A 15,933-nucleotide genomic window follows, 5' to 3' on the forward strand; every position below is an offset into this window, starting at 1 on the left:
TGTAACCGCCTCTCTGTTTTGTTTACAATGATTGTTCTGTTAGTTCCTTATTATTAAAGTTTTGATTTATCAGTTTCGTTACTTGCTTGCGTACAACTATATTTTGCCCGTCTAAACATATTCCAGTGTCGGAAAGCAGATGATTCACCACTTCTCCTACATGTTCCGGCTGCATAATCGTACTTTGATCCTCATCAGGCGCCAATACCCTTCTAAGCTCTGTTGCACATCGTCCTGGGGAAATACAATATACTAAAATACCATATTCCGATAATTCATCGGATAGGGTCTGCGACATACTTATAATCGCTGCCTTGGATGAAGCATACGCGAGCCATCCTGGACGTGCAGTACTTCCTGCAGTAGAGGCTACATTTAAAATTTTCCCTCCTGTCCTTTTCATAAATTTCACTACTTCCTTTGTTATATAAAAAATAGAATGCACATTCACTTTATAAGTAGTCTCCCAGTTTTCAATGGAGGTTTCTAATAAGGATTTGGGATTCGCGTAACCAGCAACATTTAATAAATAATCGATCGTGCCAAATCTGGTTCCAACGGAAGAAATGACTTTTTCCACTTCTTGATAATCAGTCAGGTCCATAGCATAGCATTCAATATGCTTTTCCTCCATCATACTTCTTGTTTCTTCCAGACCTTCTTTCGTCCTGGAAATGAGAATGATATTTTCAATATCTTCTCTCCTGCTGAGAGTGATGGCTATTGCCCTTCCAATTCCACGGCTTGCACCTGTAATGACACATGTTTTCGACATCCCATTACCCCTCCATTAAAATATATTCTTTATAGATAATTTCTGCTATTTTGCGGTCAATCGGCTTTGTAATCTTAATATTGTAGTCGCTTCCCGTAAGTACTTTGATGTTAGAATGAAAATAATGAAAGAAGAGGCTTGCATCTTCTGTAAAGTTCAATCCCTCTTCGCTTGCACATTCATGTGCATAAAGCAGTTTCTTTTTATTAAATTTTTGAGGCAATTGGACGTTTATAAGCCGTTCTCTTTGCAAATTATTTTCTATATATTTTGTTCCCTCTAAAACGGTAAATGGAATATCCTTACCATAAATCGCATTTTCCGCATCTTCATGTAGCAAATTCTTGAACTCCTCCACCGTAACAAATGGTCTCACAGCCTCATGAATGATAACGTTTTCAAATCTGGTTTTTTGAAGTCCCTTATACACAGATTCCTGCCTGGTTTCCCCTCCTTCTATACAATAGATCGGTGTTGCAAACCCATAATGAAAAATAATTTCTTCTGTTTTTTCTATATATTCCTTTGGAGATGGGATGATGATTTCTTTTATTTCCTCGATAACATCAATCTTTTCTAATGCATGAACGAGAATGGGCTTACCACCTATTAATAAAAATTGTTTAGGAATATCAAGCTGCATTCTTTTTCCTACTCCGCCTGATAAAAGTATAAAGCTAAACTCCTTCAATAAGTTCACCTCATCTTGTTAAATTCTAAATAGGTTATATATTCAAATAACTTTGAAAAATATTATACTATTAAAATTGGTTTAATGGAAATAAAATCGTAAAGTGCGATCTTGAGTCCCCTGTCCATGGATTGGCAACATATGTGATATAATAATCGAAAGACATACACTTGGGTTAATGGAACTAGATGTTTTACTGATGTACACAACAACTATTTAAAAGGAGTGAATAAGGATGGGGCATAATAAATTTAATGGCTTTATTGGTACATATACCAAAGGGGAGAGCAAAGGCATTTATTCTTTCACCTTAGATACAGAGAACGAAAGAATTAGTGATGTAAAATTAGTAGCGGAGCTTGATAATCCAACATATGTTGCTATTAGCAAGGATAACCAATTTCTTTATTCTGTTGTGAAAGTGGGGGACCAAGGGGGAATCGCTGCATATTCCATCCATAATCCTGCTGAAACACTTGAAAGAAAAAACATTCAATTGCTTAAAGGCTCCTCACCATGTCATGTAAGTGTGGACAGCGAAAACCACTACGTTTTATCTGCGAATTACCACCTTGGTACTGTTGCAGCTTACCTTACAAATGGAGATGGAAGCATTCAACCAGCTTTTTCCGTTATTGAGCATACAGGCTCCGGACCTTCGGAAAGACAAGAAAAGCCACATACACATTACTCTGGCTTTACACCTGACGAAAAATATGCTGTCGTTGTAGACTTAGGAATTGATAAGTTGATTACATACAAAGTACAGGATAATGCATTAACAGAAGTAAACAGTTTATCTGTTAAGCCTGGAAGCGGACCAAGACATCTTGAATTTCATCCAAATGGGAAATACGCTTATTTAATGACGGAACTAAGTTCTGAGGTAATTGCTTTGGAATACCATGTGGAAGATGGGAGTTTTAAAGAACTGCAGTATATTTCCGCGATTCCTGATGATTTTACAGAGAATAGTCAAGGAAGTGCCATTCATGTTTCTTCTGACGGCAAATTCGTTTATGCGGCAAACCGCGGACATGACTCGATTGCTGTATTTAGTATTGATCAAGATACCGGAAAGGTTACATTTGTGGAGCATACTTCAACAGAAGGTTCTTGGCCAAGAGATTTTATGCTGGATCCAACAGAAAAGTTCCTAATTGCTTCTAACCAAGAGTCAGGAAATCTTGTTCTCTATTCCCGTGATACGGATACTGGAAAATTGACTTTATTGCAGTCTGATGTAGCAGTTCCTTATCCGGTATGTGTGAAGTTTTTGAATTACTAAAATGGAAAAGCAGCCAATTTTGATTTGGCTGCTTTTCTTATTTTGGGTTTTGTTCACACTTTTAAGCGTTTTGTTTTTACATTACAAGGAATTCAGCCAACTATCTTGATAATTCAGCCAATCAAGACGGTAATTCAGCCATTTACTACAACAATTCAGCCAAACTCGACCATATTTCAGCCAACTTAATAAACCGGCTGGGTTTCCTTCCCAACATCTTTAATCCATTCATTTTGTCTTAATCTAACCTCAAACAATGTGATTGGATCTTTATACTTCTCAGGATTTGCCCTTAAATTTTGTAATATTTCATTTTGCCTTTTAATTTTTTCATATGTTTCTGCTATGGTTTGTTCCAATACAGAAAGCGGATTGTGGAAGAACATGGAGATATCACGATCTAACCCTTTCTCAAATAAATCGAATTGCTGCATAAATTTATTTGCGATAATCACTGCTACTCCATAGTAGTCTTCATTATCCACTAAACTTTTGTACTTGTTATAGAGCATTGATTTGTTTTGCGGAATTCCGCCAAACAGTTTTCCCGCGCCTTTTAATAATAACTGGGTTGGCGTGTTTCTTGATAAAATATTTATTTTTTCAAAACGTACTGCATTGGTCATTCTGTCTGCGTCACGGCTCCAATCATCTATGACGCGGAAATCAAACTCTAGTTTTAAGCGTTCTTCTCCATATAGTTTATTTAAACTCTCACACATTTCATCTAAATATTCCTTAGATTGATTGAATTCACTATTGGATGTAGCAATCCATTTTTTCAATTGTCCATAGTATTTAGGTAAAATATCGTTATGGAGGTAATCTTGCACACGGTTATTCATCTCGTCATTCAATTCATTATGAATATGACGGAAATCACTATCCTCTTTGATAAAGTCGGTGCATCCTTTCAAGATAGTTGGAATGGTGTTTATTACTTCATTCCTTATTTCTTCTTCCATCATTTGATACTCTGTTTGGATATGTTCCATTTTTTCTGATTCTAGATCACGAAGTTGGTGAAGAGCACCGTTTAATCTTCCAGCAATATCCTCATTCCAGCTGATGGACTTTACGATATCCGTTTCCATTTTTACCCGCTTTTCTAATAGGTCTGTTATCAACTGGCGAATTAAATATAAAAGCTTTTCAGTACGCCCTTGCTGTAGAACATCTTGATTATGATCTATTTTTACAAATTCTGACAATTGTTCTGATTGTTCCTCGCTATTATATACTGATGAATATGGAAATACTTTTGCAGATGGGAAGTATTCGGATAGTCGTGATTCTGTTTCCTCTATAACACTATTAGCTTCATGCTCACTATAAATCGTATCAATTTTATTTAATACAAAATAGATTGGAAGACTTGGAGCAAATTTTTGTATTTGTAATAGAATGTCACATTCTTTATCAGTAAATGGAACATTTGCATTTAATACAAATACTAGGCCGTCAGCTAACTGTAAATAATCAAAAAAGTCATTTCTACTCTTGGTACTGCCTTGAAAACTAGGTGCATCAATAAGTGCTAGCCCATTTTTATGCAAAAAGTCACTAGGCAAATGGAAATCAATTACTTTCGTTTGAAGTTGGGACGCTGTTATCTGATAAAAATCGGAAAAATCAGCTATTCTTTTGCTGCCTGAATCTGTAATCTCAGTCATATTTAATGCTTCATTATCCTTAAACATAATAAGCGATGATGTGGATGGTTTTAAAATATTCTCTCCCAGAATGGAATTGATGAAAGATGATTTTCCATTTCCAGTTGGCCCCGCTACCATTAGATGATGGACATTACAATCCATCAATTGTTGAACCATCCATTTCATTTTATGCCCTACTCCCAATTCATGGTCCTCGGCCCACTTAGTAATAGATTCAAAGAGCTGATGACAATGAGACAAAACATTATCCAGTTTGCTAGTATGGCAAATATTGTACTCGGCATCACTAACCACCCCTAAATCTAAACTGGCAGGGAACATTTCACTCCATGCTAAAATCGCTGAAGAAGCAAAAATTTGATCCGTAGAAACCGATACTCTTTGCCAATTTGATAAGTGATCTGGGATAATCGACGATATTTCCTTTATATAAAATTGCCCATCTATTAATTCAATATAGGCCTCTTTATATAAAGAAGAGATTCGCGCATTTTTCTGCAGTTCTAATTTTGAAAGAACTGTATTTAGTTCTTTTAACCATTTTAAATAAAGATCTTCCTGTTTATAGCTGTTCCAAAGGGACGCAACTATTTGTTCAAAGCATTTTTGATCAACCTGATGTACCGCAGGAATAAACTCCATAAAATACTCTGGCTTATAAGTTTTCGTCCAACCTTTTTGCACATATTCATTGACGAATTGGGACCATTTTAAGCTTTCAGTGCGGATTGCTTCATTAACAGCAAGTTCCACAGCATCCTGAACTTTTTCTTGTTCCTCATAAAATCTTCGTGCAATTTCGGTTACATTTGGATAATCCGGAGTTAAAGATACAACTTCCTTTATTACTTTATCGGCCTTATCTATTTTTCCTTGTTCCAAATACAAAGAAAATAATTGTAAGGAAACCTCCGCATGAAGTGTCGGTGATTCTGTATGAATGGAAAGATACATTTCCTCTGCATCTGTCACTAGTCCAAGCTCTAAATAGGCATCTGCCATATTTTTTCTGGCCCATGGCTGCAGTTCATTCGTAATATTCTCCCATTTAAAGATAGCCGCTTCAAAATCCTTGAATTGAAAATATACTTCGCCTTGTGCATAACGAATATATGATAGGTCTGGAAGCTCGTTTCGCTGTTCTAATAAGTAAGCATCTCCAAGAACCTGAATAGGATGTTTCTCTTCCTGCTCATTCATATAAGTAACTTTGTAATATGTTTTGTTAATCAATTGTTCCTCTAATGTCATTTTTGAACCCCCGATGTCATTAAAATAGGATTTTCTTACCTCATTAAAATACCCTTATACGTTTTAGAGGCAACCTTCATTGAAGCGAGCCATTCTAAAGTTGTATAAGGACATTTTCTCAAAAAATTTTTAATTAAGTATAAAAGTTAAGAAAAGAGCCTTTAGTTAAGTCTTAAATGCAAAAGAGTATTTTTATAATCTTCTTCAATTCTATCTTATTATTGTAACAAAGTCCTTTATGCGGTAAATTTCATTTTCCTTTCAATTGTACTACAGAAATGTGACTGTTTAATAACAAAATGGGATGCAGGGTCAGACCCCTTATCCCACTTTCATTTATCTCTGGTGATTTAGTTCCCAGTGAATTCCGTATTTGTCGGTTACTTTTCCGTATAGGGCATTCCAAAATGTGTCTTGCAGTTCCATGGTCACTATTCCTTCTTTGGACAACCCGTTATAAACCTTTCTTATTTCTTCTTCGTTATCAAAATCAAGTCCCATTATCATATTGTTTCCTCTAACAGGCTCATTTCCAAAGATATCATTAAAGAAAATAACATAATGTTCGTTAAGATGTAATTCGGCATGTATATACTTTCCTTCGTGTCCCTTAAACATTTCCACACCATCTGCAAGCTGAACGTTTTTAATCTCTCCATTTAAAACTTGAGCATAATATTCGATTGCCTCCTTGCAATTTTCAATATTTAATCTTGTATATAATTTTTTCATCTCAAATCCACCCCGTTTTTTTATATTGGCATGTTTATAGCTAAACTAGCTAAGACTTGTTAAGGAAATTATATATTCTATCGTCATAAAAACAAAGTATCGCTGTTCTACTTTTATCGTTATTATTATATTAAAAAAGGAGGATTTACAAATGGAAAAAAAAGTAGCAATTTATATATGCAGCCAAATAGAGGATTGTATGAAGAATAATCAAACTTCTTACGATATTTCAAAATTGGCTATAGTATGGAGTACTATTCATGGATTCCATCAATGGACCAATGGAAAAACGATAATAGCTGGTTACCACATATCAAAGCCAGAAGAATTAGGTTATTATTTATTTTTTATTGATTGGCACCGGAATAATCGATACTATTTGGTTATTTATCCGCAAAATAAATCCACCACACTAGCAGAACTTCAAAACATTAGTGAATTAAATCGAAAAGCAGTTATTACTTGGAATTACAATCCATTGAAACGTGATGGTAAAAATCAAGAAAGGAAATCATATTTCAAACAACTTTACGGTTCAACGACCATCCATATTCCAATCCCAACTTCCTGCTTTGAAGTAGGAACTTTTTTTGATGATCTGATATCGCTATGTCAAAAAAGAATGAAGGCAGATCGTATAGTGGATGTATTGAATGAATGAATAACTAAAAAAGTCCGAGAAACAATTTTTTCTACGGACTCACATCTACTTTAATCATTTTTCTTCTTTGCTAATTTATCTTTATCAACCGTTCCCGGAGGCTGTTCTAGCCATTGATGCTTAATCATAATATCTGCACCATTCTTAGCAAATTGAGCTATTTCAATGGAAAGACGTTCATAATTAGTTACTAGATCGGTTCGCTGACTTGCTGCTGCAGCTGTTGCATAGTTTCCTGTCCCAGCGGCACTTAAAAAACCCATATGAAACATAACCAATTTATCCGAAAAGACTTGCTCAGTTGAATTTGTAATGGCAATATCAGAACCCATTGGAACTTGAATATGATCATCCAGTAATATGGAGGAAAATATCTTTATATGTTTCTCAGATATTTCTTTCCCATTCATCATATATTTTTGAACTTCTTTAGTCGGCGAATTTTGTGCGAAAGCAAGACAAAGCTTTACCCCTATCATATTCGTTTGCGTGTTCATATATAGATGGCAAATCTCAACCGCATTTAATGGCCGCTTCTTACTGAACAAATTAAATCCGCTTAGATAGCTGCTAGAATCAATGAAATCCACCTCGGCAGGTACCATAATACACGGCGCTTTTACGAATAGCCCTTTATTTAACATTGTATCCGAACTTTTATTATATAAATCAACGATTCGCAAAAGTTCATGGGAAAAGTGCATTCTTATATCTTCTCGTGCACACATGGCTATAAAGCCACTAGAAGCTATCATCCCAGTACGTGACATATGATGCACATATGTTAGACAAAAGGTATCTGTAAATAATGGGGCAGCATTTAAATTCACATCTTCTTTTGAGAATCCAACAGGAAGCGCAAATTTTTCCGTTTCAAAAATAGTCGTTAACCACTTTATATTATCAGATGATATGCTTTCGGCCATTTCAATAATCGGTTTTATTTCCGTATCTTGGATGTGTCTTTTCATATGAGCGAGCATACATTTGGACATACTAAAGTTCATAAAAGATGTCCAAAGGCTTGCTATTTCGGACGAAGTTAATGGAATATGTTCCTTAGGCATTAGAGTACCTCCAAAGAAGTTCTATTATCATGTATGGCATATTCTTTGCAAAAATAGTAAAAGAAATTCAAGCTTCCCTGTAATTAAATTCACCAATTTTGTGATATAAAAAGGAGAAGCTCATTTATTTTGACGGGAGGAAAAAAGAATGAATAGATCCGGAAATACTATATTAATTACCGGTGGAGCCTCTGGAATTGGATTAGCATTTGCAGAACGATTTATAAAAGCGGGCAACGAAGTAATTATCGTAGGACGTAGAGAAGAAAAGTTAAAGGAAGCTCAAACAAAATATCCTAATCTGCATACCAGGGTTTGCGATGTATCCAAAGAATCAGAGCGCGTCAAACTTTTTGAGTGGGTGACGAGCGAATTTCCAACACTTAATGTTCTAGTGAACAATGCCGGAATCCAACAAAGAGTAAATCTTCTTAAAGCAAATGAGAACTGGAATTATTATCAAAATGAGATTGCAATCAATTTTGAAGCTCCAGTTCATCTGACCATGCTGTTTACACCCTTTTTGATGAAGAAGGAGAATGCAACCATTATTAATGTCTCCTCTGGTTTAGCTTTTACACCGGGTACATGGGTGCCAGTATATAGTGCAACAAAGGCTGCCGTTCACTCGTTTACTTTATCGCTAAGATTACAATTGGAAAAATCCAATGTGAAAGTTGTGGAAATATTCCCCCCTGCTGTAAACACAGATCTAGGCGGAATCGGATTACATACATTCGGTGCTCCATTGAATGACTTTGCTGATGCAGTATTTGAGGGAATTAAAAACGGTGAAGAAGAGATTGGCTACGGTGGATCTGCAAAACGCTTGCGTGCTTCTAGAGATGAATTAGATGAAGGGACAAAGCAGGCATGGGAAGGATTTTTGAGCAGAAATCCCGATTTTCTAGAATAAAAGAGAATCTGCATAGCCGAATATTAAAATAATCAAAAAAGCGGGTTCGATATACTCACTATCGAACCCGATTTATAAATAATTCCTAACTCATCAATCCAATTTTTCTGCGTATTTCTTTCATAAATGGAATGCTTTTTTGCCTTGCTTTTTCTGCGCCGGAGAGAAGAATTTCATTTACTTTTTCTGGTTTTGCCATCAGTTCGTTATATTTTTCACGTGGTTCTTCCAGATATGTGTTCATGACATCAAATAATTCCTTCTTCGCATCTCCCCAACCGATTCCATTTGCATAAGCGTCCCTCATCTTTTGAATTTTTTCAGGGGATGCAAATTCTTTATAAAGTTCAAAGATAATCGATTGATTAGGATCCTTTGGAACATTTGCCGGTGTGGAGTCCGTTTTAATTTTTTTAATTAATTTAAACAGCGTATCCGCATCCTCAAATAAAGGAATCGTATTGTTATAGCTTTTGCTCATTTTTCTTCCATCAAGTCCTGGAAGAACTGCTGTTTCCTCTTCCACTTTAAATTCCGGTAATGTAAATGTCTCTCCATAATTTTTATTAAAATGCTCGGCAATATCACGGGCTATTTCAACATGTTGAATTTGGTCTTTTCCGACTGGGACAATATCTGTTTGAAACATTAAGATATCTGCTGCCATTAAAATTGGATATGTGAAGAGACCCATATTTACACCGTCATCGATTTCCTTGCCTGCCTGTTTATTTTGCTCTACCAATGATTTATAAGCATGAGCACGGTTCATTAGTCCTTTAGGCGAAAAGCAAGCTAATACCCATGATAGTTCAAAAATTTCCGGAACATCGGATTGACGATAAAAAATAACCTTTTCAGGATCTAGCCCAAGAGCTAACCATGCGGATGCTACTCCTAAAGAGAGTTTCCGCATTTCTTCTGCATTTTGCGTTTTCGTTAAACCATGATAATCCGCTACAAAATAAATTGGCTGATATTCTGGATTACGTGCTATTTGAAGCGCAGGTTTAATCGCTCCAATGTAATTTCCTAAATGGATTTTTCCAGTTGGTTTTACACCTGTTAAAACTGTTTTCATTGAGATATCCTCCTATTTTTTGTGTGAATCTATGCATTCCTTATAAGCAACCGGATAGCGGAAACAAACCGTTCTATTAAATAAAGTATATATTTTTTCAGCATACAAAAGGGGCTCCCCATCCTAAAAAGGACGGGAAGCCCGTGGTGCCACCTTTATTCGTTTACCTATATTAGCAAACGCACTTTATCGCACGGAAATATCCATTTCGATGCGTTGTCTCTTTTAACGGTAAGACCTATCCGCCCAACCTACTTCAGGTTCAGTCAGGAAGCTCAGAAGCCCATTCAGCAGAAGTTTCACACTGATTTTCACCGGCCATCAGCTCTCTAAAGTGTTTCTTATGCTTACTCTTCTTCGTCATTGCTCTACATTTAATGATTATTTTATACTAAAAATATATGCATTACAATATATCTAATATTTCCTCTACCAATTCGTTGCAATATTGAATAAGGAAAGTTAAAAATTGGCTCGCATCTAAAATCTTCTCCTTGTTAGTTTGATAATGGTTTCTTATGGATTGTTCACGAATTTTGATTGCTTCTTGGATGATATTGCTCCATTCGCTTGGAAGGTGTTCCAGCGCGTATGTAGCAGCTCCAAGCTTCGAAGTAATATCATCTTCTTTTATTGTATAAAATTGTCGTAGTACCCCCAGAACGGACCATTCTATTTCTTGGTCGATTAGATTATCCGGGATTGTGTTAAAATTAAGAGTTTTATAGTTATCCACTCGTTTTTTCCAATACGCATTCATATTGGTATGAACATACCTTTTCAAGTCTTCGGGTGTTACATCTATGTTTATTTTTTCTATTTCAGGTCCGGTTATTCTGATTCCATAATGCTTTAATGTCCACCATGTGATAGGGTTTTGCTGGAAGGCACCTGATGCATGCATCACACCACCATTGTAAAAAGGAGCATTAGATTCTACTATATTCTTTCCTATTTCGCTTAGTTGTAGATACATACCATCCATTTCCGGCTTTGCATACTTCTTTGCAAGTATTTGGTGAATTTGTTTTAAAATCTGAATATCTTCATGAATTAGTGGACGTTTCGTTATCGTTAAAAAGTCCATATCACTGGAATCGTCAAAGGAATTTAGGGCAATCGAACCATGAAGATAACTACCTTCTACCGTATTTGGTAACTCTTCACAAAGCAGATCTGAGTAAGTTTTTAATAATTGGTTTACAATTGCCGGTATCTAACTCCTTAAGCGGCTCTATTTCATACATATAATGGATGATTCGGTTTTCCAATGTAAAACCTGACTTTTCATACAGTTTAATCGCTGAGGAGGGATTATTAGCATCAACAGATAGTCGAATTTTTTCAATCCTATTTACTTTCATTCGGTACATTACCTCATGTAGCAGTGCCTTTCCAATTCCTCTTCCTTGAAAACGTGGTCGTACAGCTAGCGTAGAAATAACTGCATGATGAGGTCCTTCTTCAATTCCACAAACGAAGCCAACAGGTTCATTATTTTCTTTTAGGCAAAGAATATAATAATCAGAAGAAAATTCTAGGCTATTAAACTCGTAGATGACACTTTCTTGAGTTATCTCATCATGATTGTTACGCCATGAAAAAGCTTCATTATCTATTTGAGCCCATTCTTCCGCATTTTTCTGAGAAGGTGTAATAAAAGAATAACCACTGGGCAAAAGAGGTTTTATAGGGATTTGATTAGAATTTATCCATTCAAAGGCAAGCAAGTCCGTATTCTTCTTTAATCTAAATTTATTCGCTAATTCTTTTTGACCTTTTTGATTGACTCTAACCATATGATTATAGATGATTTTCTTATTTTCTCTCTCAGCACGTTGGGTTAAGTGTTTGAAAGTACGTTCCAGAAGCAAAGTGCCGACTCCTTTTCTCCTATACTGATGATGAACGGTACCATAGCTATACACATTGATATGTTCATCACTTTTAACAAAGCACAGAGATTGATAGGCAATTACCTTGTCACCAACTAGCGCTACAAATGTGTTTTCCTTAATTTCCTCGCCAGGTTCGTTTAAAAATTGAGTAAATTCCTCAATAGTTGCTTTCTTTGCTATTTGAAAATATTCAGCATTCTCGTTTAGCAGTTGGACCATTTTAGGAGTGTCTAAATACTGAAAAATTCTGATGTCTATTGTGGTCATCCCAAATCCACCTTTATTGTTCAGATAGTTTTTGAATATACTGATATTATAACGTACCTCTTTATTTGATTCTATTAAATTCCAATTTCTTCTTTTTATTGGTTCTTTATCTTATGATTTCATATAATTTTCATAAAAAGGAAAACGAAAAAGGGGGCATAAGCATGAAAATCACTTCTGACTGGATTCGAATGGAGGATCAGATAGAGGTCTATGTAAAGAAATGGGAAGATGAAAACATAGTGCCACACGCTATTGTTCAGATATCACACGGAATGGCAGAGCATATAGAACGCTATGATGAATTTGCTACATTTTTAGTTTCAAAGGGTATTTTTGTGTACGGCAATGATCATCGCGGACATGGACATACAGGAGAACGTGCAGGGCTTCACGGATATTTTAGTGATAAAGATGGTTTTGAGCGAGTAGTGGAGGATCTTTTTGAGATTAATAAGGTAATACAAAAGGAACATTCGGACATCCCCATATTTTTGTTTGGGCATAGCATGGGGTCCTTTTTAGCCAGAAGATTTATACAAAAATATGCTGGTTCTATTAAAGGAGTTATCATTTCGGGAACTGGTAGCAGTGCCGGACTACTTGGGAAAATTGGAAAGAACATTGCCAAAAGGGAGATCCGAAAAAATGGTGCCAAAGCTCCAAGTCCACTCATGAATCGTCTCACCTTTGGAAATTACAATAAAAATATTGATGAGCCAAAAACGGAGTTTGACTGGTTAAGCAGTGATCCTCATGAAGTGGAAAAATATATGAGGGATCCTTACTGTGGGTTTATTTGCACAGCAGGTTTTTTCTATGATCTTATTTCCGGAATGGAAAGGATTCATCATAACAAGCATATTGAAAGAATTCCTAAAGAATTACCTATGTTTATTTTTAGTGGTGAACAAGATCCAGTTGGGGGAAGAACCAAAGGCGTCCAGAAAGTGATTGCTCAATATGAAAGGAATAGATTACAGAATATTGATAGTGTTTTCTTTAAAGAGAGCAGACACGAAATGTTGAATGAGGTGAATAAGCATGAAGTGTTTAATGCTGTTCATAGTTGGATTTCGAAACAATTACATCTCGTGGAATAAAACACAAAAGGACTAAGAATTCGTTAATCTTTTTAAATAAAGCTATTTCCTAAGCCTTGTTATCACTCAGCACCTTATTTAATGAAAATCACTATTTTTTTCAAATTAGCGGAACCTATGTCTGCAAACATCAAGAATTTAACCATTCTTTAATATCAGGGAACTGAGGGCAGCAAAGCTAAAGAAAAGACCAAATCATATTAGATTTGGTCTGCTGCTTAGTTCATTATTTTTTTTTGCGAAGTGCTGCGACTAGTGCAGCTAATGCAAGCACCACAGCCACAATCGAAAGAATAAGCGGTGTTGTATTAGAAGAATTCTTAGACACAGATTTAGTATTATCTTCATTTGCTTTTGTATCTGCATGATGATCATGAGCAGAAGACTCGCTTACATTCGCTTGGGATGCAGTAATAGATGTGATGGAATGTGGAGTATCTGATTTTTCATCACCCGTCCATTCTACAATCGAACCATCTTTATAATACTGATAGGCATCCCATGCAGCACTACCTTCTTTATCCGGATTTTTGGCAACAAAGTTGAATTGTTGAAATTGCCCTGGTTGAATTCCGTTACCAGTAGCTTCCCAAGTTATCATCGTTACTTTCCCAGATCCATCTTTCTTCGTTGTAACCTTCCAGTCCGGGACAGGCTGGTATTGTTCAAATTCTACTCCATTTGGAATCTTTAATGTTACTTTTGTAGTTGGACTTTCCTTTTCTACTGGGATTTTAATCGTATAGGTCTCCCATGCACCCGGTGCTGATGCATTTGGATTAACCGTGACGTGTGCACTTGCGATCCCGACAAATAGGAATAAACCCGCAATGGTTGACAATGTAATTTTAGTTATTTTATTCATTAGTTTTTTCATTCTTATTCTCCTTTATTAGCTTCCCGCTGTAATAGTAAAATCTGCATCAATATTTTCTAAGGACGATGTAAGTCCATGAACATGAACCCTCCAACGACCTGCCATACTTAATACACCTGTTACTGGTTTGCTATTTTGCAGATCATTTTTTGTGAACTGAACTTTATTCTCCCCCATATCCATATCGAGACATATAAGAGATAACGTAACCTGTTCAAGATTTTGTACCTTTTTCCCATTCTGAGAAATATCTACTTTGAACTCATTTTTACCAATTTTATTCGGCGTAATGTTGAGAGTGATGGAATACCCATCCTTTGTAACGCTGGTTTGCTGAACATCTCCTGGTGCTGCTAGTCCTGTTGGCAAATTGGTAAGGATTGCGGCAAAAACGAAGACGATAACTCCGATCATGAATTCCATCCATATTGATGGTCCCAGGGTTTTCTTTTGACTTTTTCCTTTTATAAAATTCACAAGTGCAAAGCCAACCATAAATATTAACAGGATAATTTTTGTTATTATGACCTGCCCGTATAGGGTATGAAATAGAGCATTAACGGTCGGGATAAATTTAAAACTTTCATAAACCCCCGTTGCTACTATAATTACTACAAATGCTGCTCCCCAGTAAGAAAATCGCTGAATGGATAACCAATAAATAGTTTCATCTTCTTTTTTACGAAGAAGAATTGCGATAGCTAATAGACTTCCTATCCATAGAGCAGCTGCAGCCATATGCAGAAAATCAATGGTTACCCCTATTGATTGGTATTTAAAGCTTGTAGCATGACCTATAAAAGTTTTTGATACTAAAAGAGCCAATAAACCTAACATTCCTGTGTATGCCCATGCTTTTTTCGCTTTCGAATGAATGATGAAATAGGTAATGAAAGATAAGATAATCATCAGACCTATTTGGACCAACCATATATGTCCAAATTTCGTATCGCTAATGGTTTGCATCAGCATAGAAAATTGAATGGCATTTGTCCACTTTAATCCTGCATCAATAGTGGTCTGGAGCGGAAGGCTTAAAATAATACTGATGAATAAGCCTTGAATGGAATATCGCAACATTCGAAATACCTTATTGGTAAAAGGAAACGATTTTCCTTTGTAAATAAAAAAGCAAAAAAAGAGGCTGCCAATAAACAGGGAACAACTTAGGTAAAATAACCAGCGAATAATGATCATATCCGCATGAGGGGTATACCCAGTTGTAGTGGCAACAGCCTGTTGACCGCTTTTTGCTGCATCGCCGATTTGAAATGGTATTGTTCCACTAATGGGATGACCATCACTTGAAATCACATTCCATTGGATAGTGTATGTACCATCTTGTAACTTCGGTTTCAAACTAGCTTCTATCATCGCTTGGTTCTTTTTATTAATATGGGCATCATTCTGATCCACTCTTTTTCCTGTTTGATCCACTACCTTAAGTGAATGAAAGGCTGCCTGAATCTCTTCATCAAATTGAATGGCGACCTTCCCAGGCGATCGATTCATAATTTCATTTTCTGAAGGAGTTGATTTTACGATATACGCGTGAGCAGAAGCCAGATGCGGTACGGAAATCAAGAGGATAAAAACCATCAAGAACCAAATAATACTTTTACTTTTTTTCATCAATTGTCCTCCAATCTC

At 36.0% G+C, this 15,933-nt stretch carries 14 protein-coding genes and 1 other annotated feature; of the genes, 4 read left to right on the plus strand and 10 right to left on the minus strand.

Annotated elements, in window-relative coordinates:
- Positions 1–22: 22 nt before the first annotated feature.
- Both CWO92_RS11510 and CWO92_RS11515 read right to left on the minus strand, forming a co-directional pair.
- On the minus strand, positions 23–775 hold the full coding sequence (locus CWO92_RS11510) for an SDR family NAD(P)-dependent oxidoreductase (protein WP_101354346.1): 753 nt from the start codon (positions 773–775) through the stop codon (positions 23–25).
- Between the two features lie 4 nt (positions 776–779).
- Entirely contained in the window at positions 780–1,466 is a 687-nt protein-coding gene (locus CWO92_RS11515) for an IspD/TarI family cytidylyltransferase (protein ID WP_233269761.1), read from the minus strand.
- Positions 1,467–1,701: 235 nt separating this feature from the next.
- On the opposite strand from CWO92_RS11515, the gene CWO92_RS11520 reads away from it, so the two are divergent.
- Positions 1,702–2,754 carry a lactonase family protein gene (locus tag CWO92_RS11520; protein ID WP_101354347.1) on the plus strand — a complete coding sequence of 351 codons (1,053 nt, stop codon included), beginning with the start codon at positions 1,702–1,704 and terminating at the stop codon, positions 2,752–2,754.
- Positions 2,755–2,939: 185 nt separating this feature from the next.
- Here the strand turns inward: CWO92_RS11520 and CWO92_RS11525 are convergent, their stop codons facing one another.
- Together CWO92_RS11525 and CWO92_RS11530 are read right to left on the minus strand one after the other, a co-directional pair.
- Positions 2,940–5,681: a dynamin family protein gene (locus CWO92_RS11525; RefSeq protein ID WP_101354348.1), complete on the minus strand. Its 2,742-nt coding sequence runs from the start codon at positions 5,679–5,681 to the stop codon at positions 2,940–2,942.
- 336 nt (positions 5,682–6,017) lie between these two features.
- Positions 6,018–6,413, minus strand: coding sequence for a VOC family protein (locus CWO92_RS11530; protein ID WP_101354349.1), 396 nt, complete (start codon positions 6,411–6,413; stop codon positions 6,018–6,020).
- Positions 6,414–6,564: 151 nt separating this feature from the next.
- Here CWO92_RS11530 and CWO92_RS11535 point away from each other — a divergent pair, with 151 nt between their 5' ends.
- Positions 6,565–7,074 carry a hypothetical protein gene (locus tag CWO92_RS11535; protein ID WP_101354350.1) on the plus strand — a complete coding sequence of 170 codons (510 nt, stop codon included), beginning with the start codon at positions 6,565–6,567 and terminating at the stop codon, positions 7,072–7,074.
- Positions 7,075–7,124: 50 nt separating this feature from the next.
- Here the strand turns inward: CWO92_RS11535 and CWO92_RS11540 are convergent, their stop codons facing one another.
- Complete coding sequence (locus CWO92_RS11540) at positions 7,125–8,141, minus strand: DUF3231 family protein (RefSeq protein ID WP_101354351.1); 1,017 nt, start codon at positions 8,139–8,141, stop codon at positions 7,125–7,127.
- A 148-nt stretch (positions 8,142–8,289) separates the two neighbouring features.
- Here CWO92_RS11540 and CWO92_RS11545 point away from each other — a divergent pair, with 148 nt between their 5' ends.
- Positions 8,290–9,057 (plus strand): SDR family oxidoreductase, encoded by a 768-nt coding sequence (locus tag CWO92_RS11545; protein ID WP_101354352.1) that lies wholly within the window; start codon positions 8,290–8,292, stop codon positions 9,055–9,057.
- A gap of 85 nt (positions 9,058–9,142) precedes the next feature.
- Here CWO92_RS11545 and CWO92_RS11550 read toward each other — a convergent pair whose 3' ends face one another.
- From CWO92_RS11550 to CWO92_RS11560, 3 genes are all read right to left on the minus strand, one after another.
- Positions 9,143–10,138 (minus strand): tryptophan--tRNA ligase, encoded by a 996-nt coding sequence (locus tag CWO92_RS11550; RefSeq protein ID WP_101354353.1) that lies wholly within the window; start codon positions 10,136–10,138, stop codon positions 9,143–9,145.
- Positions 10,139–10,263: 125 nt separating this feature from the next.
- Positions 10,264–10,511, minus strand: a binding site (T-box leader).
- 33 nt (positions 10,512–10,544) lie between these two features.
- Positions 10,545–11,225: an aminoglycoside adenylyltransferase domain-containing protein gene (locus CWO92_RS11555; RefSeq protein WP_101354354.1), complete on the minus strand. Its 681-nt coding sequence runs from the start codon at positions 11,223–11,225 to the stop codon at positions 10,545–10,547.
- A gap of 76 nt (positions 11,226–11,301) precedes the next feature.
- Positions 11,302–12,303 carry a GNAT family N-acetyltransferase gene (locus CWO92_RS11560; protein ID WP_101354355.1) on the minus strand — a complete coding sequence of 334 codons (1,002 nt, stop codon included), beginning with the start codon at positions 12,301–12,303 and terminating at the stop codon, positions 11,302–11,304.
- Positions 12,304–12,467: 164 nt separating this feature from the next.
- Here CWO92_RS11560 and CWO92_RS11565 point away from each other — a divergent pair, with 164 nt between their 5' ends.
- The gene (locus CWO92_RS11565; RefSeq protein ID WP_101354356.1) at positions 12,468–13,406 is read left to right on the plus strand and encodes an alpha/beta hydrolase; all 939 of its coding nucleotides are present in this window, start codon (positions 12,468–12,470) and stop codon (positions 13,404–13,406) included.
- Between the two features lie 226 nt (positions 13,407–13,632).
- Here the strand turns inward: CWO92_RS11565 and CWO92_RS11570 are convergent, their stop codons facing one another.
- Both CWO92_RS11570 and CWO92_RS11575 read right to left on the minus strand, forming a co-directional pair.
- On the minus strand, positions 13,633–14,283 hold the full coding sequence (locus tag CWO92_RS11570; RefSeq protein ID WP_101354357.1) for a YcnI family copper-binding membrane protein: 651 nt from the start codon (positions 14,281–14,283) through the stop codon (positions 13,633–13,635).
- Between the two features lie 15 nt (positions 14,284–14,298).
- Complete coding sequence (locus tag CWO92_RS11575; protein ID WP_101354358.1) at positions 14,299–15,915, minus strand: copper resistance protein CopC; 1,617 nt, start codon at positions 15,913–15,915, stop codon at positions 14,299–14,301.
- Between the last annotated feature and the right edge of the window lie 18 nt (positions 15,916–15,933).

This window comes from Heyndrickxia camelliae (assembly GCF_002844575.1).
Lineage (GTDB): Bacteria > Bacillota > Bacilli > Bacillales > Bacillaceae_C > Margalitia > Margalitia camelliae.

Excerpts from the sequence above, each read along its gene's own strand:
- CWO92_RS11555 (WP_101354354.1), bottom strand. The coding sequence starts at position 11,225 with ATGGACTTTTTAACGATAACGAAACGTCCACTAATTCATGAAGATATT.
- CWO92_RS11550 (WP_101354353.1), bottom strand. The coding sequence starts at position 10,138 with ATGAAAACAGTTTTAACAGGTGTAAAACCAACTGGAAAAATCCATTTA.
- CWO92_RS11545 (WP_101354352.1), top strand. The coding sequence starts at position 8,290 with ATGAATAGATCCGGAAATACTATATTAATTACCGGTGGAGCCTCTGGA.
- CWO92_RS11575 (WP_101354358.1), bottom strand. The coding sequence starts at position 15,915 with ATGAAAAAAAGTAAAAGTATTATTTGGTTCTTGATGGTTTTTATCCTC.
- CWO92_RS11520 (WP_101354347.1), top strand. The coding sequence starts at position 1,702 with ATGGGGCATAATAAATTTAATGGCTTTATTGGTACATATACCAAAGGG.
- CWO92_RS11560 (WP_101354355.1), bottom strand. The coding sequence starts at position 12,303 with ATGACCACAATAGACATCAGAATTTTTCAGTATTTAGACACTCCTAAA.
- CWO92_RS11530 (WP_101354349.1), bottom strand. The coding sequence starts at position 6,413 with ATGAAAAAATTATATACAAGATTAAATATTGAAAATTGCAAGGAGGCA.
- CWO92_RS11565 (WP_101354356.1), top strand. The coding sequence starts at position 12,468 with ATGAAAATCACTTCTGACTGGATTCGAATGGAGGATCAGATAGAGGTC.
- CWO92_RS11535 (WP_101354350.1), top strand. The coding sequence starts at position 6,565 with ATGGAAAAAAAAGTAGCAATTTATATATGCAGCCAAATAGAGGATTGT.
- CWO92_RS11510 (WP_101354346.1), bottom strand. The coding sequence starts at position 775 with ATGTCGAAAACATGTGTCATTACAGGTGCAAGCCGTGGAATTGGAAGG.
- CWO92_RS11540 (WP_101354351.1), bottom strand. The coding sequence starts at position 8,141 with ATGCCTAAGGAACATATTCCATTAACTTCGTCCGAAATAGCAAGCCTT.
- CWO92_RS11525 (WP_101354348.1), bottom strand. The coding sequence starts at position 5,681 with ATGACATTAGAGGAACAATTGATTAACAAAACATATTACAAAGTTACT.
- CWO92_RS11570 (WP_101354357.1), bottom strand. The coding sequence starts at position 14,283 with ATGAAAAAACTAATGAATAAAATAACTAAAATTACATTGTCAACCATT.